18 protein-coding genes are annotated in these 21,631 nt (G+C 61.1%); 8 read left to right on the top strand and 10 right to left on the bottom strand.

Annotation, left to right across the window (positions count from 1 at the left end):
* Nucleotide 1: 1 nt before the first annotated feature.
* Nucleotides 2–2,173 (bottom strand): CHASE2 domain-containing protein, encoded by a 2,172-nt coding sequence (locus PH551_RS07805; RefSeq protein WP_285192702.1) that lies wholly within the window; start codon nucleotides 2,171–2,173, stop codon nucleotides 2–4.
* A 330-nt stretch (nucleotides 2,174–2,503) separates the two neighbouring features.
* On the opposite strand from PH551_RS07805, the gene PH551_RS07800 reads away from it, so the two are divergent.
* The 5 genes from PH551_RS07800 to PH551_RS07780 all read left to right on the top strand — a co-directional run bounded on the left by PH551_RS07800 (nucleotide 2,504) and on the right by PH551_RS07780 (nucleotide 8,044).
* A complete protein-coding gene (locus tag PH551_RS07800) occupies nucleotides 2,504–4,054 on the top strand; it encodes an adenylate/guanylate cyclase domain-containing protein (RefSeq protein ID WP_285192701.1) in 1,551 nt (516 codons plus the stop codon).
* A 156-nt stretch (nucleotides 4,055–4,210) separates the two neighbouring features.
* A complete protein-coding gene (gene rpsU / locus PH551_RS07795; protein ID WP_003585885.1) occupies nucleotides 4,211–4,423 on the top strand; it encodes a 30S ribosomal protein S21 in 213 nt (70 codons plus the stop codon).
* A gap of 134 nt (nucleotides 4,424–4,557) precedes the next feature.
* Entirely contained in the window at nucleotides 4,558–5,424 is an 867-nt protein-coding gene (locus PH551_RS07790) for a tetratricopeptide repeat protein (RefSeq protein ID WP_085779483.1), read from the top strand.
* A gap of 425 nt (nucleotides 5,425–5,849) precedes the next feature.
* The gene (locus PH551_RS07785; RefSeq protein ID WP_285192529.1) at nucleotides 5,850–7,502 is read left to right on the top strand and encodes a sensor histidine kinase; all 1,653 of its coding nucleotides are present in this window, start codon (nucleotides 5,850–5,852) and stop codon (nucleotides 7,500–7,502) included.
* A 59-nt stretch (nucleotides 7,503–7,561) separates the two neighbouring features.
* Nucleotides 7,562–8,044 carry a DUF992 domain-containing protein gene (locus PH551_RS07780; RefSeq protein WP_285192528.1) on the top strand — a complete coding sequence of 161 codons (483 nt, stop codon included), beginning with the start codon at nucleotides 7,562–7,564 and terminating at the stop codon, nucleotides 8,042–8,044.
* Between the two features lie 30 nt (nucleotides 8,045–8,074).
* On the opposite strand, the gene PH551_RS07775 is transcribed toward PH551_RS07780, so the two are convergent.
* The 6 genes from PH551_RS07775 to PH551_RS07750 all read right to left on the bottom strand — a co-directional run bounded on the left by PH551_RS07775 (nucleotide 8,075) and on the right by PH551_RS07750 (nucleotide 14,874).
* On the bottom strand, nucleotides 8,075–9,469 hold the full coding sequence (locus PH551_RS07775; RefSeq protein ID WP_285192527.1) for an NAD(P)(+) transhydrogenase (Re/Si-specific) subunit beta: 1,395 nt from the start codon (nucleotides 9,467–9,469) through the stop codon (nucleotides 8,075–8,077).
* Between the two features lie 7 nt (nucleotides 9,470–9,476).
* Nucleotides 9,477–9,875 (bottom strand): proton-translocating transhydrogenase family protein, encoded by a 399-nt coding sequence (locus tag PH551_RS07770; protein ID WP_085779487.1) that lies wholly within the window; start codon nucleotides 9,873–9,875, stop codon nucleotides 9,477–9,479.
* Nucleotides 9,875–11,023: a Re/Si-specific NAD(P)(+) transhydrogenase subunit alpha gene (locus PH551_RS07765; RefSeq protein ID WP_285192526.1), complete on the bottom strand. Its 1,149-nt coding sequence runs from the start codon at nucleotides 11,021–11,023 to the stop codon at nucleotides 9,875–9,877. The genes PH551_RS07770 and PH551_RS07765 overlap by 1 nt, the downstream gene beginning before the upstream one ends.
* A 207-nt stretch (nucleotides 11,024–11,230) precedes the next feature.
* Complete coding sequence (locus PH551_RS07760; RefSeq protein ID WP_011426827.1) at nucleotides 11,231–11,455, bottom strand: aa3-type cytochrome c oxidase subunit IV; 225 nt, start codon at nucleotides 11,453–11,455, stop codon at nucleotides 11,231–11,233.
* 224 nt (nucleotides 11,456–11,679) lie between these two features.
* Nucleotides 11,680–12,432 (bottom strand): N-acyl amino acid synthase FeeM domain-containing protein, encoded by a 753-nt coding sequence (locus tag PH551_RS07755; RefSeq protein ID WP_085779489.1) that lies wholly within the window; start codon nucleotides 12,430–12,432, stop codon nucleotides 11,680–11,682.
* Between the two features lie 138 nt (nucleotides 12,433–12,570).
* Nucleotides 12,571–14,874 (bottom strand): putative bifunctional diguanylate cyclase/phosphodiesterase, encoded by a 2,304-nt coding sequence (locus PH551_RS07750; protein WP_285192525.1) that lies wholly within the window; start codon nucleotides 14,872–14,874, stop codon nucleotides 12,571–12,573.
* A 317-nt stretch (nucleotides 14,875–15,191) separates the two neighbouring features.
* On the opposite strand from PH551_RS07750, the gene PH551_RS07745 reads away from it, so the two are divergent.
* Both PH551_RS07745 and PH551_RS07740 read left to right on the top strand, forming a co-directional pair.
* Nucleotides 15,192–15,731 (top strand): TRAP transporter small permease subunit, encoded by a 540-nt coding sequence (locus tag PH551_RS07745; RefSeq protein ID WP_085779491.1) that lies wholly within the window; start codon nucleotides 15,192–15,194, stop codon nucleotides 15,729–15,731.
* Nucleotides 15,732–15,751: 20 nt separating this feature from the next.
* On the top strand, nucleotides 15,752–17,245 hold the full coding sequence (locus tag PH551_RS07740; RefSeq protein WP_085779492.1) for a TRAP transporter large permease: 1,494 nt from the start codon (nucleotides 15,752–15,754) through the stop codon (nucleotides 17,243–17,245).
* A gap of 81 nt (nucleotides 17,246–17,326) precedes the next feature.
* On the opposite strand, the gene PH551_RS07735 is transcribed toward PH551_RS07740, so the two are convergent.
* On the bottom strand, nucleotides 17,327–18,433 hold the full coding sequence (locus tag PH551_RS07735) for a TRAP transporter substrate-binding protein (protein ID WP_064804998.1): 1,107 nt from the start codon (nucleotides 18,431–18,433) through the stop codon (nucleotides 17,327–17,329).
* Between the two features lie 289 nt (nucleotides 18,434–18,722).
* On the opposite strand from PH551_RS07735, the gene PH551_RS07730 reads away from it, so the two are divergent.
* The gene (locus tag PH551_RS07730) at nucleotides 18,723–19,502 is read left to right on the top strand and encodes a gamma-glutamyl-gamma-aminobutyrate hydrolase family protein (RefSeq protein ID WP_221112653.1); all 780 of its coding nucleotides are present in this window, start codon (nucleotides 18,723–18,725) and stop codon (nucleotides 19,500–19,502) included.
* Here PH551_RS07730 and PH551_RS07725 read toward each other — a convergent pair.
* Both PH551_RS07725 and PH551_RS07720 read right to left on the bottom strand, forming a co-directional pair.
* Nucleotides 19,499–20,482: a 2-hydroxyacid dehydrogenase gene (locus PH551_RS07725; protein ID WP_285192524.1), complete on the bottom strand. Its 984-nt coding sequence runs from the start codon at nucleotides 20,480–20,482 to the stop codon at nucleotides 19,499–19,501. The two genes, PH551_RS07730 and PH551_RS07725, sit on opposite strands and share 4 nt — an antisense overlap.
* Nucleotides 20,483–20,509: 27 nt before the next feature.
* Nucleotides 20,510–21,532 (bottom strand): LacI family DNA-binding transcriptional regulator, encoded by a 1,023-nt coding sequence (locus PH551_RS07720; protein WP_020922290.1) that lies wholly within the window; start codon nucleotides 21,530–21,532, stop codon nucleotides 20,510–20,512.
* Nucleotides 21,533–21,631 lie beyond the last annotated feature (99 nt).

The following is a 21,631-nucleotide window of genomic DNA, read 5'->3' as shown; positions in this document are numbered from 1 at the left end:
GTCAGTCTGCGGCGCTCTCTTCGACCGCCCTCGGCACTTCGCGAAAATGATCGGTCCTGCCCGATACACGCTCGTAGAATTCCGCCAGACCGCCGAGCACTTGCACGGCCCTGAGCTTTGACGCGCCGATAAGCTTCCGGCTGTTCCGCGAATGCGATTGCAGGGCCTGCATCAGTTGCTTGTGGGCGAGCTCGAGCGCGGCGAATTCTTGGGATGCTGCGACGCGTTCATCGCCGACGACCGCAAGGATCTGCGTCCGGCTGCTCTTCCCTTTGAGCGAGAGGGCGCCGGCCTCGATCACCGCCATCCCCTGCACGGAGCGAGCCGTGCTGTCGGAGATGAGGATATCGAAGCCGACCTCCTTGCAGGACGACTCGATGCGGGCCGCGACGTTGACCGCATCTCCGACAGCCGAATAGTTGAAGCGGGTTTTGGCGCCCATATTTCCGACACAGGCAACGCCTGTATGGATGCCGATGCCGATGCCGACCTCCTGATCGGGTCCGAAGCCGAAGGCGTCGCCGGCGTTCAGTTCGGCGAGTGTCTCGCGCATGGCGAGCGCCGTGCGAACCGACTTGATTTCGTGATCCGCTACATCAACCGGCGCATTCCAGAATGCCATGATCGAATCACCGATAAACTTGTCGAGAGTACCTTCGTTAGCCACGACATGGCGGCTCAGCGCGTCGAGCAATGTATTCAGGAAGGCAACGACATCAGTCGGCGCCAGCCGTTCGCTGATTTCAGTGAAGTTCCTGACGTCGACGAACATTACCGTCAGTTCCCGGTCATCTCCACCGAGGCGCAAGGCATCGCGGTTATGCTCGATGCGATGCAGCAGAGACGGAGAAAGATAATGTCCGAAGGCGCGCCGCACCTCGCGCCTTTCCCGGTCGATCACCAGAATGCGGAACGAGGTTGCGGCAAAATGGATAACCGATCCGCTGACGATCGGAGCCAATGGATCGAGAAGAAGCCCCGCATAAAGAAAGGAGAGCCAGGAGGCCACGAGCGCCATTGCGGTAATGAGCAGGCCGCAGACCAGTGCGACGGCGGGACTGACGAAGGTCGTTACCACGACGAGCAGGCATCCGAGCACCGCGATCGTGAGAATTTCCAGCCCGTCCGCCCAGTCGGGCCGCGACAGGAAATGGCCGGAGAGAATCTGTTCGACGACCTGCGCATGCATCGAAACGCCGGGAACGTTCTCGCCGAGCGCCGTGACGCGGATGTCCTGCAGGCCTGCCGCCGAGGTGCCGATGAAGACGATGCTGCCGTCAATGGCGGCGGAGATCTCGGGAGAGGCGCCTCCGGCGGCGAGTACCTGGCGGGCGGAGATATAGCGCTCGGCTCGGTCGGGGCTGACATAGAGCCAAAATTCGCCCGCCGCCGTCAGCGGCACGACGAAATCGCCGATCTTTGCCGATGTCATCACGCCGGCGCGATCGGGCGCGCCGGCCAATACATACGTCGATACACCTTGCGCGACGCGCAGCGCCTCGACCGCGAGATTGGGATAGAGCTGCACGCCGTCGGTCAGGAACAACGGCACCGCCCGCACCACCGGCGAAGGATTGCCGGGATTGAGGCTGATGTGGCCGAGCCCTGCGGCATTGGCTTCCAATTGCGGCCTGAGCGGCGTCGATGCCGCAAGATAGGGCGGAGCCGAGACGGGGCTTTCCCCGGTGAAAGCAAAACCAGCCTTGACAGGCGGCCGGTAACTGCCCTCGTTGGAAAGGCCGAAACCGAGCACGACGGGTTTGCCGGAGATCGAGCGGGCAAAGATCTCGTCATTGTCGGGAAGCTTCTCTGCCAGGGACGGATCAACCCCCGCCACCTCGCGCACGACGTTGCGCGGCGACAGCCGGTCCGGCTCTGAAAAGAGAACGTCGAAGGCGATGGTCGCAGCGCCCATGTCAGAAAGCCGGTCCACCAGCAGAGCCAACCGGTCCCGTGGCCACGGCCATTGGCCGAACTCGCGCAGCGACGCCTCATCAATGTCGATCACATGGACCGGCATGGGCTCGAATGTCCGCGGAAGCAGGCGTTGGTACTCGTCGAAGGTCACCCCACGGATCAGCTTGAAGATCCCGGGATCGTCTGCCCGCAGCATCGTCAGCGCAGCCACGATCACCAGTCCGACAACGACACCGATTTGCTGCACGCGTGTCATCATCTCAACCGGTGTCCCTCTCCCAAACGACAGGCTACGCCGCTTTCTGCCCGGACGCCATTCACTCATGCGCCCCGACGCTTCTTTTCGCTTTCCAGCCTTCCGCTTCCTGCCGGTCGGCGCAACGGCATCTTCAAATTTGGCGACGCCGTCGTTTCGACCACGCTTTTGCTTGGACGACACGGCTTCGATCTTGTCGGACGCGCGGTGAAATGTTCTTGTAACGGCGCGAAGCGCGAATGCTTTTATATGGAAGAGTGAGGGGCTCCCGTGATTTCCGAAACCGCCGTGCGCCGCAGCGGCTATTGGCTGATCGTCGTCGTGCTGGCGATGCTTGCAGGACTGCCGCTTGCCGTCTGGCTCGACATCAGCGACCTCTCCGGAAATACCCTCAGACGCCAGGCGCGCGATATGAGCTCGCTGATATCGAGCATCCGCTCCTACTATTCCGCCAATGTCGTCGGACGCGTTCTGGCCGCGCACGCCAGCGGCGCGACCGCAGGCACGGTCGTGTCCCACAACTACGCCAATATCCCCGGCGCCATCCCGCTGCCGGCGACACTTTCGCTGGAACTCGGCGACGTCATAAAAGAGCAGCAGGCCAACATCACATACCGCTTCGTCTCCGATCTGCCGTTCAAAAGTCGCGCTTCCCACGAGCTCGACGATTTCGAGAAAGGAGCGCTTGTCGCACTGCGCGCCAATCCACAGCAGACGTTGAGCGACCTCACCCGCGTCGGATTGACCGATACCTTGCGCTTCGTCACGCCGGTCGTCATGGGCCAGGCTTGCGTTGCCTGTCACAACAGCCACCCGGAAAGTCCGAAGACCGACTGGAAGGTCGGCGATGTGCGCGGCATCCAGGAAGTGGTCATCAAGCAGCCCTATGCAAGCAACGTCTTCGCCTTCAAATATCTGCTCTGCTATTTCCTTTTTGTCGCCATCATCGGCCTCAGCTTCATTCTGCTGCAGCGCCAGCAGGCCCGCGCCATCCATGGCGCCAACCGGGATCTCGAAGCGGCGAACGAATTTCTGGCGAGCGTTTCCCTGAAGATTTCACGTTATCTCTCGCCGCAGATCTACAAGAGCATCTTCAGCGGACAGAAAGACGTCGTCGTCCATACAGAGCGCAAGCGCCTGACGATTTTCTTCTCCGACATCAAGGATTTCACCGCGACCACCGAGCGGCTGCAGCCGGAAGCGCTGACGGATATGCTCAACGAATATCTGACCGAAATGTCGAACATTGCCCTCGCCCATGGCGGCACGGTGGACAAGTTCATCGGCGACGCCATGCTGGTCTTCTTCGGCGACCCGGAAACGAAGGGTCCGGAGGAAGATGCGAAAGCCTGCCTGCGCATGGCCGTCGACATGCAGCGTCGCCTCGGCGAACTCAAGGACAGATGGCGCAGAAACGGCACCGAGGAACCTTTCGTCGTGCGCATGGGAATCAACAGCGGTTATTGCAACGTCGGCAATTTCGGCAGCAACGATCGCATGGACTATACGATCATCGGCGCGGAGGCCAATCTCGCAGCCAGGCTGCAGTCGATCGCCCAGGGCGGAGAAATCGTCATCAGCTACGAAACCTATGCGCTGGTGAACGAGATCGTCGACGCCCATCCCTTGCCGCAGATCACCATGAAGGGCATCCAGCGCGAGGTCGTGCCCTATGCCGTTGACGGGCTGAGGCTCGGCGCCGACCACAAAAGCCGCGTTCTCAGCGAACATCTCTCGGGTCTCGACCTGCATCTGGATATGAGCCGGCTGGAGCCTGCCGATCGACTCCGGGTCAGGACGGCGCTCAAGGAGGCAATCGCCGCCCTGGACGAGGCCCCGCCGGAAGCGGCTCGCTTGAGACAGGATGCCGGGCAGATATGATTTTTCCAACTGCCGCCGATATCCATCTGGACTTCCCCTACTCGATCTGCTATCCCGCATCACCAATCGCAAGGCCGCGGCCGCGCGAACGTTATATTTTTGCCCCTGGCGCTGCGCTGCCTCAGGCATCAACCAAACCAAAGGAACGTGATTCTCGTGCAGGTACTTGTCCGCGATAACAATGTCGATCAGGCTCTCCGCGCTCTCAAGAAGAAGATGCAGCGCGAAGGCATTTTCCGCGAAATGAAGATGCGCGACTACTACGAGAAGCCTTCGCAGAAGCGCGCTCGCGAAAAGGCCGAAGCTGTTCGCCGTGTTCGCAAGCTGGCCCGCAAGCGCGCCCAGCGCGAAGGCCTGGTCGCACGGTAAGCGTTGCCGTCGTTTTTTCGACGTTTTCAGATGTATTGTGGCGGGGGCGATGGGTTCGCCGCCGCCTTTTTAGTTTGCCGCTGAAGATCGCATATCCAGAAATCGGATATGCCGCATGGGGAAAGCGAGCCCGAATGGCTGATACCACCTTCAATCCGTCCCGCGCCTGGCGCTTTCAGAAATCCGCATTCCTGCCGGCTTTGACGCTGGCGGCCATGGTCGGCCTTGCCGGCTGCGAGACGACCAACACCACGGATGCCGTAATCCGCATCGATAAGGCGCAGGGCTCGGAAGAGAACATCGCGTCGCTGACGGCTGTTATCAACGCCAATCCGAGGGATCCCGAAGGGTATAATGTCCGCGGTTCCGCCTATGGCCGCAGCGGCCAGTTCCGCCAGGCGCTGAACGATTTCAATACAGCATTGCAGATCAACCCGCGCTTCTTCCAGGCCTATGCCAACCGCGCGCTCGTCTATCGCAACATGGGCCAGCAGCAGCAGGCGATTGCCGACTACAATGCCGCTCTGCAGATCAATCCGAGCTACGACGTCGCCTATATCGGCCGCGGCAATGTCTATCGCATGGCCGGACAGGACGATGCAGCTTTCAACGATTTCAGCAAGGCGATCCAGCTCGGCACGACCGATGGCCGCGCCTATCACAATCGTGGCCTGATCTATCAGAAGCGCAATCAGCAGGATAAGGCAATCGACGATTTCTCGAAGGCCATCTCGCTCGCCCCGAATTCGCCCGAGCCCTATAATGGCCGCGGCATCTCCTACATCGCGCTGAATGACGACGACAACGCGTTTGCCGATTTCAATCACGCGATCGATCTCAACGGCAATATCGCCGAATCCTGGGCCAACCAGGCTCTTGTCTACGAACGTCGCGGCGACAAGGCCAAGGCAGCCCGCTCCTACCGCCATGCGGTCGGGCTTGACCCGAAATACCAGCCGGCGCGCGATGGTCTCGCCCGAGTGGGCGCTCCAGCCGGCTAAGTATGTGAATTGGGGCGGCCGGGCCATCGGATGCCCAGAACCTTGGCGTTGCAGGAAATCTCCGGCAGAACCGCTTTATCGATGACCGGGCCCGGTGCGCGTGCAGCAACGGGTGGCCGGAATAAGCTGTCATGAAGGCGCCGCATCGCTTTGAAAAGAGAGACGGAAAAACCGCCACCGTCTTCCGTGGCATGTTATACGATGTTGCAACCTGCTTTTGCTCCCCCTAACATGCGGCTGCTTCGATAGCCCGCTATCGGGGTGTGCGAAAACATGTTGAGGGCGGTTTGCGAGAGATGCGGATCTTTGCTTTCCTGACCGCAGACGAAAACTGTTGCAGACAGCGCGCACAGCAGCGCCGCACATCTTTCAAGACGCACAAAGGACGCGGCAATATCGGGACTTGTGGCGGCGGCGCGCAATAAATGAAGATCGTGGCGCTGTTTTTTCCCAAAGCTTCGATCGGCACCTATCTGGTTGCCATGGCGGTGGCGATCGCGTTGCCGATCTTCGCCTTCGTGACGCTGCTTCTGCTGCAGTTGGAGGACAACCAGCGCTCCACGCTAAAGCGCGAGACGGCGCAGGACGCGCTTGCCCTGTCGCGCATCATCGATCGCCAGCTTCAGGATATGGCGACGACGTTGCGGCTGCTGTCGAGCTCCCCGGAACTCGAAAACCGCGATCTCGCCTCCTTCCATCAGCGCACGGAAGCAGCTCTGCGGAACAATGCGCTCTACGTCCAAGCGGTCGACGCAACTGGCCAGCAACTGCTGAACACACGCCGACCTTTCGGCGCGGAGCTCGGAAAGACGACAAACATCGCCGCCCTCGATGCCGCAATGAAATCCGGTCGCATCGAAGCGTCGGATGTGGTCCGCGGCAGAACCAGCGGCGACTGGGTCTACAATGTCATCCTGCCGAGAAAGAACAATCCCGTTTCCGCCCTCATCATCACACAGGATGCCCAGGATCTCGGCCGGCTCGTAACGACCCAGGGTCTAGCCCCTGGATGGTCGGCGGCTGTGCTTGATCAAAGTGGTCACGTGGTCGTTGCCGCCGGCCCGACTGCCCTCGAACCCGGCACGCCCTTCGATCCGCGCATCCTGCCGGCGCTCGGTTTTTCCCGGGGCGTGTTCGAAGACAAGACGATCCTGCCGCACATGCTTCTCGGTTATGCACAAATTCCCGGCTGGTCCTGGAAGACGGTGATCTGGGGGCCGGTGGCGCAGGCGTCGATTCTCAGCACCTGGCGTTTCCTCATCATCGGAGGAGTTGCCCTCGTGCTCGTTGCCGTACTGGCCGCCTATGCCGTCGCGAGACAGGTCCGCACCACCATTCGCGAGATTGCCGACATGGCGAACCGCATGGGTCAGGGCCACATCGTCTCACCGGTTGAAACAAGCGTCATCGAGGCGAACCAGGTGGCGATCGCTCTTTCGAACGCCTCATTCGATCGCAGCCAGACCGAGGACCGGCTGCGGTTCGTCATGCATGAACTCGTCCATCGTACCAAGAACCTTCTCACGCTTGCTCAGGCCATGATGCGCCAGCTGGCCAAACAGGCCGACAGCGTCGAAACCTTTCAGGCTGCCGTCGCCGACCGCCTTGAGGGGCTGGCGCGTTCAATAGAGCTCCTGACGAGCGAGCAATGGGGAGGCGTGTCGCTCCGGCGGGTCGTTGATATCCATCTGCAGGCCTTCCCGCAATCGCGCGACCAGATCGAAATCACAGGCGAAGATTTCGTCCTGAAGCCGGATGCGGTGCAGAACCTGGGCCTTACCCTGCATGAGCTCGCCACCAATTCTGTGAAATATGGTGCGCTCTCCGTCCCGCAGGGGCGCGTCCGCTTCGACTGGCACGATGTTAGGGACGAAGGCAAGCCGGATGCCCTGCTCCGCTTCACCTGGGAGGAGCGCGGCGGCCCGGCGGTCACCGAGCCGTCGCGCTCGGGCTTCGGCACGACCGTCATCAAGGCGCATGCCGCTGCCGCCTTCCGTGGCACGGTGCAGGTCGATTTCCGGCCTGAAGGCCTGTTATGGGTACTCATAGCCCAGCGCGCCACGCTGGAGCGGGAATAACCCTGGAACAATCGCCACCTCAACCCGTTTCGGACAGGTCGTTTTCAAGGAGAAGGACCATGTTCAAGCAAACGATGATCGCCACCGCGGCTCTGACCGCGGCTGCCTGGGTAAGCCCGGTGAGCGCGGAAAATTATGTGACGCTTGGCCGTCTGGTCTGCGGATCGGATGGCGGTCAGGGTCTGATCGTCACCTCGCAGAAGAACCTCATTTGTACCTATACACCGGCAGCCGGCGGCGCCAAGGCGGTCTATGCCGGCAAAATCGAGAAATTCGGCCTCGATATCGGCCAGACGGGCAAGAGCGTGATGATCTGGCAGGTCCTGGCAAAGACCGGCACCGATATGCCGCAATTCGCCCTTGCCGGCGAATATTACGGAGTCGGCGCTGATGCGAGCATCGGTGCGGGCGCCGGCGCCAAAGTGATCGCCGGCGGCACCAATAAGGCTTTCATGCTGCAGCCTCTGAATGTTCAGGCCCAGGAAGGGCTGAACCTGGCGATCGGCGTCGAGAAGATGACGCTGGTGCCGGGCGAAATATGAGAAAGCCGCCCCGAAGGGCGGCTCATCGGCTCAATGCGCGATCGCCTTGTTGATATCCTCGGTCATTTTCTTGGCGTCGCCGAGCAGCATCATCGTGCCGTCCTTGTAGAACAGCGTGTTGTCGATGCCGGCATAACCCGAACCAAGCGAGCGCTTGACGAAAAGGCAGGTCTTCGCCCGATCGACGTCGAGGATCGGCATGCCGTAGATCGGCGAGGTCTTGTCGTCGCGCGCAGCCGGATTGGTGACGTCATTGGCGCCGATTACATAGGCGACGTCGGCCTGGGCAAATTCCGAATTGATGTCCTCGAGCTCGAAGACCTCGTCATAGGGAACATTGGCTTCGGCCAGCAGCACGTTCATATGGCCGGGCATGCGGCCTGCGACCGGGTGGATCGCATATTTCACCTCGACGCCGTTCTTCTTGAGATTATCGGCTAATTCGCGCAGCGCATGCTGAGCCTGAGCGACCGCCATGCCGTATCCCGGCACGATGATGACCTTCGAGGCATTGGCCATCAGATAGGCCGCATCCTCGGCGGAGCCGAGCTTGACCGTCCTGTCTGACGTGTCGGTCCCGCCGGACGCCGTCTCGCCGCCGAAACCGCCGAGAATGACAGAGATGAAGGAGCGGTTCATGCCCTTGCACATGATATACGACAGGATGGCGCCGGAGGAGCCGACGAGCGCTCCGGTGATGATCAGCGCCAGATTGCCGAGCGTGAAGCCGATGCCGGCCGCAGCCCATCCGGAATAGGAGTTCAGCATCGAAACGACGACGGGCATGTCGGCGCCACCGATCGGCACGATCAGCAGAACACCGAGCGCCAGCGACAGTGCCACGACCGCCCAGAAGTCGAAATGGCTTTCGGTCGCGGCAAGGCCGATGATGAAGAGCACGATCAGCGCCAGCAGGGTTGCATTGATCAGGTGCCGGTAGGGCAGCAGGATCGGCTTGCCGGACATGCGTCCGTCAAGCTTCAGGAAGGCGATGATCGAGCCGGTGAAGGTCAGCGCCCCGATCGCCACGCCGAGCGCCATTTCGATGCGCGCCTCGGTGTGGATATGGCCGATCTCGCCGATACGGAAAGAAGCTGGTGTATAGAGCGCCGAGGCAGCCACCAGCACGGCGGCAAGCCCGACCAGCGAGTGGAAGCCGGCGACGAGCTGCGGCATCGAGGTCATGGCGATGGTGCGGGCGACATAGGCGCCGACGCTGCCGCCGATGGCAAGGCCGAGGATGATCAGCACGAAACCGCCGAAGTTGGGCGTCGCCAGCACCAGCGTCGTCAGGATGGCGATACCCATGCCGATCATGCCGAAGAGATTGCCCTTGCGGCTGGTGGCCGGATGGGAGAGGCCGCGCAGCGCCAGAATGAAGAGAACGCCGGAAACGAGGTAGAGGAAAGCTGCGATACTGGTCATCGATCCCTCACCTGTCCTTCTTGCGGTACATCGAAAGCATGCGCTGCGTGACCAGGAAGCCGCCGAAGATGTTGACCGAAACCAGCACCAGGGCGACGAAACCGAAACCGGTCGCAAGACCGCTTGTGGAGATGCCGACCGCCAGCAGCGCGCCGACGACGATGACCGACGAGATCGCGTTGGTCACTGCCATCAGCGGCGTATGCAGCGCCGGCGTCACCGACCAGACTACGTAATAGCCGACGAAAATCGACAAGACGAAGATCGCCAGCTGGAAGACGAAGGGATCGATCGCCCCGCCGGTCGCCGCACTTGCCGCTTCCGGAGCCTGCGCGGCTGCAGTGGCAACGGCCGTCACCGCTTCGTTCAACTGCTGCAGCGCTCTGTCCATTGCTTCACTGGCCATCACATGTCTCCCTTCTTCGCGCCGCCGAAGGCGGGATGAACCACGTCGCCGGCATAGGTCAGCATCGTCGCCTTGACGAGCTCGTCGTCGAGGTTGACGACGACTGCCTTCGTTTCCTTGTTGACCATCGTCTCGAGGAAGGTGACGAGGTTCTTGGCGTAAAGCGCCGAGGCGCTGGCCGCGACCCGGCCCGGCATATTCGCAAAGCCGATCACGCTGACGCCGTCGACGTCGGCGACCTCGCCGGCAACGACCCCCTCGATATTGCCGCCGCGCTCGACCGCGAGGTCGACGGCGACCGCACCCGGCTTCATCGAGGAAAGCATGGCGCGCGAAACGAGCCGCGGCGCCGGCCGGCCGGGAATGAGAGCCGTGGTGATGACGATATCCTGCTTGGCGATGTGTTCGGCGACAAGGGCTGCCTGCTTCGCCTGATAGTCTGCGGACATTTCCTTGGCATAACCGCCGGCCGTTTCCGCCGCCTTGAACTCCTCGTCCTCGACGGCGATGAACTTGGCGCCGAGTGAGGCGACCTGCTCTTTGGCGGCCGGGCGCACGTCGGTCGCCGAGACTGCGGCACCCAGGCGGCGCGCGGTGGCGATCGCCTGAAGACCGGCGACGCCGGCGCCCATGACGAAGACCTTGGCCGCCGGCACGGTGCCTGCCGCCGTCATCATCATGGGCATGGCGCGGTCGTAGACCGCCGCGGCCTCGATGACGGCCTGGTAGCCGGCGAGATTGGCCTGAGAGGAGAGCACGTCCATGGACTGCGCGCGGGTGATGCGCGGCATCAGTTCCATGGCGAAGGTCGAAAGCCCGGCGCTTGCGAGTGCGGCAATCGCCTCGTCATTGCCGTAGGGGTCCATGATCGCGATGACAACGGCGCCGCTCTTGTAACCCGCGATTTCCGATGGGCTCGGGCGGCGCACCTTCAGCACCACGTCGGCGGAGGCTGCATCGGCAAAACTGCCGATCCTGGCGCCTACGGCCTCGAATTCGGCGTCCGGAATGCGCGAAGCCGCACCGGCGCCGGCCTCGACGACGACGTCGAAACCGAAACCCTTCATCTTCTTCACGGTCTCGGCGGAGGCCGCGACACGCGTCTCCCCGTCCGTGGTTTCCCTTGCAACGAAAACAATATTGCCCAACTGCCCCCTCCTCCGGGTCAGCCAGACCGCCGCAGGCTCGCCTGCGCAGGCCAAGCACCTAATTCACAAGGCTTCGGAGAAGCCTCCCCTCCCCTTAGAGCGCCTGCGTCCCCCCGGACGCACAAAGACGCTCCAACTCCCTTGAATAGACACATCGTGTTTGTCGAAAATCGAATTGCGATTTTCAGGCCGATGCGCCAGCCGCGATCAGCGGAACAGGAAGATGCCGGCGGCGAGAAGAACGATGAAGACGAAGAGACCGCCGAGGAGGCCGGCGCCGCCGAAGAAACCGGCGGTCATCGCGAGCAGGAGAACGACGAGAAGCATCGTGCCGTATTTCGTGCCGGCAATGAACATGTTGTAGGTCTGCTCATGTTCCTTGTAATCCATCGGCGCGCCGGTCTCGACCGGTCCGGTATGATGTTCGGCCATAAATATCGTCTCCCTGAAATGCTTTTGCGCTGCCTGATTCCCTCTTAGGCCGAGGGAAGTCCCTGCCTGCACGAATTACACAATGACAGGCGAAAGCGCAATGCATGAGAATGCCGCAGCCGCGGGTTCCAAGCCACCTTCTTCCGCAAGGAAAAACGTGAGGGCGCCGGCTGCGGATCTCCTCACTGCTGCATAACCTCTCCTCATTCGCAGAGCAGGAGAAATTACAGCGGCAGGTCGGTTCCGAGTTCACCTTGCGGCACGAAGCGCGCCGTCGGGATGATGGTAAGCGGCGGCAGCGTATCGTGGGGATTGCGCGAAAACATCATGCGCTGTTCGCTGGCGCTGGAGATGAAGAAGGGATAGCGCGTCAACAGCTTGCGCCCGACCTCCACCACATTCGTCGCCATCAGCGTCACATCAACCCCGTAACTCTCCGCCAGTCGGCCGGGCACAATAGTATCGGCATAGAAGACCCGCTTATAGAAGGCGGCATGCGGGGGCCGAACGGACTGAATAACGCGGTCAGCCCGGAAATACGCTGCTGCGACGATGGCGGGTCTCAGCGTCAGGTAGGGAACCCAAGGCATGTTGGCGGTGAGCTCCGGGTCCGCCGCGAAACGCGCCGGGTCGATCAAGGTTAGCCCGGCGTCCAGAAGCTCATCCATCGCCTCGGGAAAGGCCTCTCCGGACCGGCTGATACGATGCTCCGGCGTCACATAATGAATTCGGATCGTACTGACCAGTTCGCCATAATAGTAGAGACCGAAGATATAGGCATGGCTGTCGAAATCGACATCGTCCAACAGGCCTTCCGGGGCAAGCGACAGCGCGCCGTGGGCCTTGTAGGCTTTGTAGCGCAGCCGCTCCACCTCCTCCATGTCTTCGCTGCTTTCGACACGGCGATATTCGACATGATCCAGAATTTCCAAAATTTTCGTACTGAAATCACTACGCGTGAACAGTGTGTCTGACATATTTTGATCCACTCGTTAACGGATCATTAATCATACGTCAGTGAGGTTTAGGCAAGAAAATCCGATAATTCGGGCCGTTTATAAAGTATTAAGGTTAACGGCGGGGTATCACAAGGAACATCGGCGGCTACCGAAGGCTCAGGCGACCTTGTTGCGGCGACGTTGGACGACGCGGCGGCCGACGCCCTGTTGCAGGAGTGGGATGTTCTGGGAAGGCACCGGCCGCGAGAAAACATAGCCCTGTACCAGATCGGTGCTGCGGTGTTTGTTGAGCAGAGCGAGCTGCTCGTCAGTCTCGACACCTTCGATGACGATCTTCAGACCGAGTTCCCGGGCGAGATTGACCGTCCCTCGCAGCAGCTTGAGGCGGCGAGTATCCTCGACGATATTCCGCACGAAGGAGCGGTCGATTTTGACGATATCGAGCGGAAGCGTGTCGAGATAACTGAGGCTGGAGAAGCCGGTGCCGAAATCGTCGATCGCAATCGTGATGCCGCGGGCTCTGAGTTCCGCCAGGATCGCGCGCACAGCCTGCGGCTCGTCGATCAGGCAGCTTTCGGTGACTTCGAGATGCAGCCGCGCCGCGTTGAGCCCGGAATGGGCAAGCGCGTCGGCGACCACCGACAAAATGTCGGCATCGCGCAAATCCCGTGCCGAGAGGTTAACCGAGACGGCGATGTGCTCCGGCCAGGTCATGCATTCGCTGCAGGCCTGCGACAGCACGAAACGGGTGATGTCGGAGATGATGCCCATATCCTCGGCGAGCCGAATGAAGACGTCGGGCGGGATCGAGCCCTTCTCCGGATGCACCCACCGCGCCAACGCCTCGGCGCATTCGATGCGCGAACCGTCAGCCCGGAACATCGGCTGAAAGACGAGGTGCAGCGCCTGCGCCGCGACCGCCTCGCGAAGATCTGCTTTCAGCTTCTGCTGCTCGATATAGCGCCCGTCCATCTCGCGCTCGAAGCCTGATATGCCGCCCTTGAAGCGAGACTTGCTCTCGAACAGCGCAAGATCCGCCTTGACACTCCATTCGTCCATCGCAAAAGCGGAACTTTCGAGAATGGCGTAACCGGCACTAAGCGAAATGAGGAAGGTCAGCTCGTCGACTTCATAATGGCCCTGGATCCCAGCGTGCACGCGACGGATCTCGAGATCGAGTGAGGCCGGCTCCTTCGCATGCGGGAAGAACAGGATGAACTGGTCGCCCATCAACCGGCCGAGGATGGCGCTGCCACAGACCTGTTTGATGCGGGCGGCGATGGCGCAAAGCAGATGGTCGCCGGTGACGTGACCGCGCATGTCGTTGACATGTTTGAACTCGTCGATATCGAGCACCATAAAGCCAAGCGGCCCCGATTTCCTCGGATTCTTGGCGAGATACTCCTGCACCAGCTGGCCGAAATATTCACGGTTCGGCAGGCCGGTCAGCGCATCGAAGCGGACCATATGCATGATCTTCTGCTCGGCCTTCACACGGCTGGATACGTCTTCGAAGATCAGCACCGCGCCACCGTCAGCTCTGCGGCTGGCGGAGAATTCGAGAGACAGGGCCTCGGGAAAGTGAATGAGCGTGCGCGACAAGTTGCCTTCGGCCACCTGGGTGAGCTGGCGCAGGATGAGCTCCGGCTGTGAGGCGTCCATGAAGCTGTAGCGTGCGCCATAGCGCAGCACGGCGCCAAGATCGCGGTCCTTCAGCCGCTCCGGCGCGCCGATTTTCAGCAGTTCGCAGGCCTTGCGGTTGACGACCTGGATGCGGTTTTCGTCATCGACCATGACGAGGCCATGCGGCATGTTGTTGAGCGCCGTGTCGAAACGGTCGGCGATGATGGTGATTTCCCGGCGCGCGATAACATTCTCGTACAGAAATTCGCGCACGCCGTTCGCCATCGCCCGCGTCGTCAGCCAGAAGGGGATGAGAAAGATCGACAGCACGCCGCGATAGAAGTCGAGCGCCAGCAGGCTGCCGACGATCATCGGCAGGCAGCAGAAGGCCGTCTGGAGGTCGACTGCGAAGCGCGAGCCGTAGTTGCGCCCGACAACGGAAACCATGGTCGCCATGGTGACGGAAATGCAGGCAAGCTCCGCAAAGGAATCGTGCACGACGAAGATAGCGTAGCCGCTGGCGATGCCGAGGAGTGCGGTGGTGCAGGATCCGGCGCCAACAAGAATCCGCTCCCAACGCTCGATTCCCCCGCGCGACAGGCTCTGCTTGTCGACATGATCGAACTGCCGGAAGATGGCCATGCGAGCGCTGAAGACCAGAAGGAAGGCAACCGACAGCAGGATGTAGATGGAGTATTGCGTCTTGGCAGCCACAGCAAGGCACGTCGCGACATGAACGATCACGCCGACAAGAAGCGTCATGCGGTTCCCGGAAAGGGAGCTCACAAACGACAAATACACATCAATAGGGACCCTGTTCGGGTTATCTGGCTTCATCCACACTTTCCCTGTGCGCGGGGATTCTAAGCCCAACCCTTTAAAAATTGATTTCAATCGAATCAAACATTTGGTCAAATTTTCTAAAACCAGCGGATGAACACCGCAGCCTACGCGAGATCATGCATCCTCCTGGCGAGAATAAGGAAATAATTTATCCACGCTTAGGTTGTTAAAACATCGACTGCCGCCTGCTGCGACTTAGACTATGCTCTAACCAGAGGCATTTATCCTTCCAATTTCAAAAGCCGTGGTCTACACCGATTCGAAAGAGGGAAAGCTGCCGAAAAATGGCAGGACAAGAACAAGGGAAACGAATGTCGACACTTTTGGCGGCAAGCCGGCTGATTGATTCGATCAGTCGGATCATGGGCAAACTTTCCGAATATATGGTCCTGTTCTGCTGTCTCATCAGCGCCGGTAATGCCATCGTTCGCTACACCTTCAACTACAGTTCGAACGGCTGGCTTGAGATCCAGTGGTACCTCTTTGCCTTCGTCGTCATGCTCGGCGCCTCGCATGCTCTGCGCAACAATGAGCACGTTCGTGTCGATCTGATTTATGGCGCAGTGTCCGACAAGGCGAAGATCTGGATCGACATTGTCGGCCTCATCCTGTTCCTCATTCCCGTCTGCGTCTTCCTCACCTGGCTCTGCTGGCCCTTCTTCGCGCTTTCCTACCGGCAGGGGGAAATATCGGCCAATGCCGGCGGGCTGATCCGCTGGCCCGTAAAGCTGATCCTCGTCGCCGGCTTCGCGCTGCTTTCCCTCCAGGGCGTTTCCGAGCTGATCAAGCGGATCGCAGCGCTGACCGGCCAAATCAGCATCGACACCAAATACGAAAAGCCACTGCAGTAGCGCTCCCGGGAGGAACGGATTTGTTTGATTTCGGCATCATTCCGCCGGCCATGTTCCTGGGCATGGTCATCTTCATGCTCTACGGCTTTCCGGTCGCCTTTTCACTCGCCGCCGTCGGCCTGTTCTTCGGCATCATCGGCATCGTCACCGGCCATTTCAGCGAAGCCTTTCTGCAAGCGCTGCCGCTGCGCTTTTTCGGCATCGTCTCCAACGACCTCTTGCTCGCCATTCCCTTCTTCACCTTTATGGGCGCGATATTGGAACGCTGCGGTCTTGCCGAGGATCTGCTCGAAGGCACCGGCAAGCTCTTCGGCGGCGTTCCCGGCGGCCTCGCCTATGCCGTCATTCTCGTCGGCGCCGTGCTCGGCGCCATCACCGGCACGGTAGCCGCCTCCGTCATCACCATGGGGGTGATCTCGCTGCCGATCATGCTGCGCTACGGCTACAGCCCGCGCCTTGCCACCGGCGTCATCGCCGCTTCTGGCACCATCACCCAGGTGATCCCGCCCTCGCTCGTGCTCGTCGTTCTCGCCGACCAGCTTGGCAGATCGGTCGGCGACATGTATCTCGGCGCCATCGGCCCCTCGATCCTGCAGGTGACGATTTTCGTGCTCTTCATCCTGGTGATGTCGATCATCCAGCCGAAATCGATGCCGCCGCTGCCGAAAGAGGTGCGCGGCGACTTCAACTGGGCGCTTTTGGCGAAAGTCCTGATGGGCATGGTGCCCTCAATCGTGCTGATCTTCCTCGTGCTCGGTACGATTTTTATGGGCCTTGCGACACCGACGGAAGCCGGCGCGCTCGGCGTCGTCGGCGCCATGGCGCTGGCAGCCATGAACCGCCGTCTCACCTGGCCGCTAATCCGCGAAGCAATGACATCGACCACGCATATTACATCAATGGTGGTGATGATCCTGGTCGGCTCCACCTGCTTCAGCCTTGTCTTCCAGGGCATGGATGGTTCGCGGTGGATCGAGCACATGCTGTCGGGCATCCCCGGCGGGCCGGTCGGTTTCCTGATCTTCGTCAACATCTTCATCTTCGTGCTGGCTTTCTTTCTCGATTTCTTCGAGATCGCTTTCATCGTCATTCCAATGCTCGCGCCCGTTGCCTCCAGCCTTGGGATCGACCTGATCTGGTTCGGTGTCCTGATCTGCGTCAACATGCAGACCAGCTTCATGCATCCGCCTTTCGGCTTCGCGCTGTTCTACCTCCGCTCGATCGCCAGCAAGGACGTCAAGACCTCCGATATCTACATGGGCGCCCTGCCCTGGGTCGGCATGCAGATTATTCTGGTTGCGATCGTGATCTTCTGGCCGCAATCGGTCACCTACTGGCTTGACCATGGCCCCAAGGTCGATCCGAACTCGATCAAGATCGAAGTGCCGGGATTTGGCGGCCAGCTCGGCCTGCCGCCGGTGGGCGGCGGCGGCAACGGCTCGCCGCAGATACCGGGCCTCACCCTGCCGCCGCTGAACGGCCTGCCGGGAGCCCCGCCCGCGCCTGCCAAATAGCCAAACAAAAATAAACCCCGGATCAACGAACCGGGGTTTTTCTTGCATTCGCCTAAAGCGTCGATGTCGGTCGCGGAAAGCCTAAAGCTTCCCGGCCCGCTGCTGGATCATCATGAACGTATCGAAGGTGTATTCCGAAAGCTGCATCCACAGATAGGCGTCGCGCTTGAAGGCGGTCTGATCCTCGTAGATCTTCTTGAAATACTGGTTATTGGCCGAGATTTCGCCGTAGATGCCCATTGCCGCCTGGAAGCAGGCTTCCATGATCTCCTGGCTGAACGGGCGCAACGTCGCACCCTCGGCAACGAGTTGTTTCAGCGCCGTCGGGTTTTTCATGTCGTATTTCGCCAGCATGTTGGTGTTGGCGAAGGCGCAGGCGTCGGTGAGCGCTGCCTGATAGTGCTTCGGCAGGTTGCTCCATTTATCCAGATTGAAGAAGGCGTGCACCGTCGGGCCGCCTTCCCACCAGCCCGGGTAATAGTAGTACTTCGCCACCTTGTGGAAGCCGAGCTTCAGGTCGTCATAGGGGCCGACGAATTCCGCCGCATCGATCGTGCCCTTTTCGAGCGCCGGGTAGATGTCGCCGCCGGCGATCTGCTGTGGGACGACGCCGACCTTCTCCATGATGCGTCCGGCAAGGCCGGCAATGCGCATCTTCACGCCCTTCAGATCGTCAAGCGTGTTGATTTCCTTGCGGAACCAGCCGCCCATCTGTGCGCCGGTATTGCCGGCCGGCAGGGCATACATGCCCTGCGTGGCGTAGAACTCGTTCATCAGCGTATTGCCATTGCCTTCGTAGAACCAGGCGTTGGTCAGGCGGCTGTTCAATCCAAACGGGATGGCTGTTCCGAAGGCATAGGCCGGATCCTTGCCGACGAAATAATAGGAGGTGGTGTGGGCTGCCTCGACCGTACCGGCGGCCACCGCATCGACAGCCTGCAGGCCCGGCACGACTTCACCGGCCGCGAAAGGCTGGATGGTGAAATTGCCGTCGGTCGCAGCGGCAACATGCTTGGCGATGTCTTCGGCACCGCCATAGATCGTATCCAGGCTCTTCGGAAACGAAGACGTCATGCGCCAAGCGATCTTCGGATTCTCTTGCGCGATCGCAGGCGCCGCCAGCGCCGTTGCCGCAACCGCGCCGGCACTGGCGGTTCCCGCCTTCTTGAAAAACGAACGACGATCCATCAAAAAACCTCCCGTACAGATGGCACTGCGCGGCCAATCCATCCCTACCCGCAGCGAGGGCAGAGCTAAGCATGGAGGGGGCCGCGATTCAAGCTTTAGTCTATTAACCTTTGGCATCAGGATAGCAATAGGTAGCGCGCAAGGCGTCCATCAAAATCAGCAGCTTAGCGCGAGCCCCGGAGCCGCGGCGCCGTTTGCGGTGCAATTGGTCCTCGGACAAAGCCAGGCGTTGACTCCACCGCCGTTCTGGCGGCAAAAACGACGAGCAGAAGATTTTACCGGTGCAAACATGACGAAACCAATCGTTGCCATTCCTGCCGATATCCGCAGCTTCGACGGCGCGACCTGGCATGCCGTGCAGCATCAATATGTCGGTGCCGCATTGAATGCGGCCGGCGTCATGGCCTTCGTGATCCCCGCCTTCGAGGCAGGCTACGATCCCGACGCGGTGCTCGACCGCGTCGATGGTCTGCTGGTATCAGGCTCGGCCAGCAATGTGCATCCCTCGCTCTATGGCGCCGAGGCGACTGACAGGGACGGCCCCTTCGACCCCGCCCGCGACGCCACCAGTTTGCCGCTGATCCGCCGCGCCATCGACCGCGCCATCCCGCTGCTTGCCATCTGCCGCGGCATTCAGGAACTGAATGTCGCTCTCGGCGGCTCGCTGGCAAGCGAGATCCATGAGCAGCCCGGCATCTGGGATCATCGCCGGCCGGAAGGGGTCGACCGTGACGGCATGTATGCCATCCGCCAGACCGTCCATGTCAAGGAAGGCTCCTGCATAGCAGGCATTCTCGGTTCAGGCGATATCCGCGTGAATTCGCTGCATCGCCAGGCGATCGCCAGAACCGCACCGCGCCTGCAGGTGGAAGCCATCGCCGAAGACGGCACCGTGGAAGCCGTTTCCGTCATCGATGCCAAGGCCTTCGCCGTCGGCGTGCAATGGCACCCGGAATATTGGGCCGAAACCGACAAGGCGTCGAACAAGCTGTTTGCCGCCTTCGGCGACGCCGTCCGCAGCTACGCCGGCGGCAAACGTCCGGTTATCACAGCACCGGCGACCGCCTAGGAGGCAGTCGAGCTCAGCCGCGCTGAATTTTTTTGCGGCGTCTCCGGCACCGGCGTCAGCGCTGCCCCTTTCTCGAACCAGGCGATGAGATTGTCGGCAACCAGATCGGCCATCGCCATGCGCGTGGGCACCGAGGCCGAGGCAACGTGCGGCAGCAGCACCGCATTGGCCGGTTCCAGCAGGCCGGACGGCACGCTCGGCTCTTCGTAGAAGACGTCGAGGCCGGCCGCACCGAGCGCGCCTGATGCGAGGGCGGCACTCAGCGCCTCTTCGTCGACGGTCCAGCCGCGGCCGACATTGACGAGAACCCCATCCGGACCGAGAGCGGCCAGGACATCGGCGTCGATCGTCTTATGCGTCTGCGGCGTCTTCGGAACGATGGCGATCAGCGTGTCCACCGCCTCCGCCAATCCCTTCAACGTCGGGTGATAATCGTAGGGCGCCTCCGCATGGCGCGAACGCGTGTGATAACTGATCTTCACCTTGAACGGTTCCAGCCGCTTGGCGATCTCGAGCCCGATGCGGCCTAGGCCATAGAGCCCGACATGGCGGCCCTTGAGCGAGAAGCGTGACAGCGGATAAGCCGTGCCCGGCTTCCAATTGCCGGCACGCAGCCAGGCTTCAGCCCGCGGCAGCTCGCGGATCGTGTTCAGGAGCAGGCCGATCGCCGTATCGGCAACCTCGTCGTTCAAAACGTCTGGCGTATTGGTGACGACGATGCCCTTTTCGACTGCACGCTTCACATCCATGCCGTCATAACCGACGCCGAAACTGGCGATCATTTCGACACCAGGCAACTGGTCCATCCAGGCGCCGGGAAAAGCGCCGGAGACGGCAACGCCGCGGATGCGGCCGGCGGTCTCGCTGTCGAGCGCCAGCTTTTCCTCGCGGGCGACAGCAATGATCTCAAAACGATCCTTCAGCCTTTCGAGAACACGCTCGTGTATCTTCCCAGGAACGAGAATGGCGATGCGGGACATGGCTTTTCCTCTTGGACGGGGTCTGGTTCAGGCGCGGGGCCGATGGGGGCTGGTCGACTGGCGGATGCGCATTTCCGGCTTGATGAGATGCATGCCGTCAGGTTCGTGGCTGCCGGCAAGACGATCGAGAAGTGCGCGCGCAGCCAGACGGCCGACTTCGGTCTGGCCGTTCCAGACGGTCGTCAACGCCGGCGTGGCGATCGAGGCTTCCTCGAGATCGTCATAACCGGTGACGGAAATATCGCGGCCCGGCACCAGACCGGCGCGGGCAATGCCGTTCATCAGGCCGATCGCGACGAGATCGTTCCAGCAGACCGCCGCCGTCGGCTTCTGCGGCAGCGAGAGGAAATGCACCGCCGCCTCGAAACCGCCCTGCTTCGAGCGGGGCCCGGGAATGCGCAGATTCGGATCGACTTCGATGCCCGCCTTGCGCAGGGCGTTGACATAACCCTGGTAGCGGTCGCGGCCGGTGGATGTCTGGTCCGTACCGCCGATCATGGCGATCGAGCGGTGACCGAGACCGATCAGGTGATTGGTGGCGAGCGAGATGCCATAGCTGTCGTCACCGCGATAGGTCGGCAGCTCCAGACCGTCCATAGAGCGGGCTACGAGGATCGCCGGCATGCCGTTCTCTTCCGCCAACTGCAGATCTTCCGGCGGGGTACCGATTGCCGGCGACATGATGACGCCGTCGCCGCCGAGCTGCAGAAGCGTCTCGATGAAGGTGCGCTGCTTTTCGACATTGTCATAATGATTGGAGAGAATGAAGGTATGGCGGCTGCGGTCGAGCTCGCTTTCGATCGCCTTCAGGATTTCGCCGTAGAAAGGGTTCATGATGTCGTGCACGACGACACCGATGATGCCCGAGCGTGAGGTGCGCAGGCTGGCGGCACGCCGGTTGTAGATATAGCCAAGCGCGCGCGCCTGCTCCTTGATCTTCTCCCGCGTATTGCCGGCCACCAGCGGGCTGTCGCGCAAGGCGAGCGATACGGTCGCTGTTGAAATGCCGAGCGTTTCGGCGATTGTCGATAGCTTGATCTTCTGGACCACGTGTCCTCCTCCAGGCAGCACGCAAGACAGCAAGACCGCACGGCAACCGGCGCGGTCCCCTTAAAATGTTTAATTAAAAGATTTAACCGGCGGAGGCAA

It is taken from the genome of Rhizobium atlanticum (genome assembly GCF_030182485.1).
In the GTDB taxonomy this organism is placed as follows: Bacteria; Pseudomonadota; Alphaproteobacteria; order Rhizobiales; family Rhizobiaceae; genus Rhizobium.
The sequence above is the reverse complement of the archived record's forward strand: the minus strand, read 5'-3'. Positions and strand labels throughout refer to the sequence as shown.

What these genes read in the sequence shown, in the direction of transcription:
- PH551_RS07805 (WP_285192702.1), bottom strand. Translation starts at nt 2,173, where the DNA reads ATGACACGCGTGCAGCAAATCGGTGTCGTTGTCGGACTGGTGATCGTG.
- PH551_RS07800 (WP_285192701.1), top strand. Translation starts at nt 2,504, where the DNA reads ATGCTTGCAGGACTGCCGCTTGCCGTCTGGCTCGACATCAGCGACCTC.
- PH551_RS07790 (WP_085779483.1), top strand. Translation starts at nt 4,558, where the DNA reads ATGGCTGATACCACCTTCAATCCGTCCCGCGCCTGGCGCTTTCAGAAA.
- PH551_RS07785 (WP_285192529.1), top strand. Translation starts at nt 5,850, where the DNA reads ATGAAGATCGTGGCGCTGTTTTTTCCCAAAGCTTCGATCGGCACCTAT.
- PH551_RS07780 (WP_285192528.1), top strand. Translation starts at nt 7,562, where the DNA reads ATGTTCAAGCAAACGATGATCGCCACCGCGGCTCTGACCGCGGCTGCC.
- PH551_RS07775 (WP_285192527.1), bottom strand. Translation starts at nt 9,469, where the DNA reads ATGACCAGTATCGCAGCTTTCCTCTACCTCGTTTCCGGCGTTCTCTTC.
- PH551_RS07770 (WP_085779487.1), bottom strand. Translation starts at nt 9,875, where the DNA reads ATGGCCAGTGAAGCAATGGACAGAGCGCTGCAGCAGTTGAACGAAGCG.
- PH551_RS07760 (WP_011426827.1), bottom strand. Translation starts at nt 11,455, where the DNA reads ATGGCCGAACATCATACCGGACCGGTCGAGACCGGCGCGCCGATGGAT.
- PH551_RS07755 (WP_085779489.1), bottom strand. Translation starts at nt 12,432, where the DNA reads ATGTCAGACACACTGTTCACGCGTAGTGATTTCAGTACGAAAATTTTG.
- PH551_RS07750 (WP_285192525.1), bottom strand. Translation starts at nt 14,874, where the DNA reads ATGAAGCCAGATAACCCGAACAGGGTCCCTATTGATGTGTATTTGTCG.
- PH551_RS07745 (WP_085779491.1), top strand. Translation starts at nt 15,192, where the DNA reads ATGTCGACACTTTTGGCGGCAAGCCGGCTGATTGATTCGATCAGTCGG.
- PH551_RS07735 (WP_064804998.1), bottom strand. Translation starts at nt 18,433, where the DNA reads ATGGATCGTCGTTCGTTTTTCAAGAAGGCGGGAACCGCCAGTGCCGGC.
- PH551_RS07730 (WP_221112653.1), top strand. Translation starts at nt 18,723, where the DNA reads ATGACGAAACCAATCGTTGCCATTCCTGCCGATATCCGCAGCTTCGAC.
- PH551_RS07725 (WP_285192524.1), bottom strand. Translation starts at nt 20,482, where the DNA reads ATGTCCCGCATCGCCATTCTCGTTCCTGGGAAGATACACGAGCGTGTT.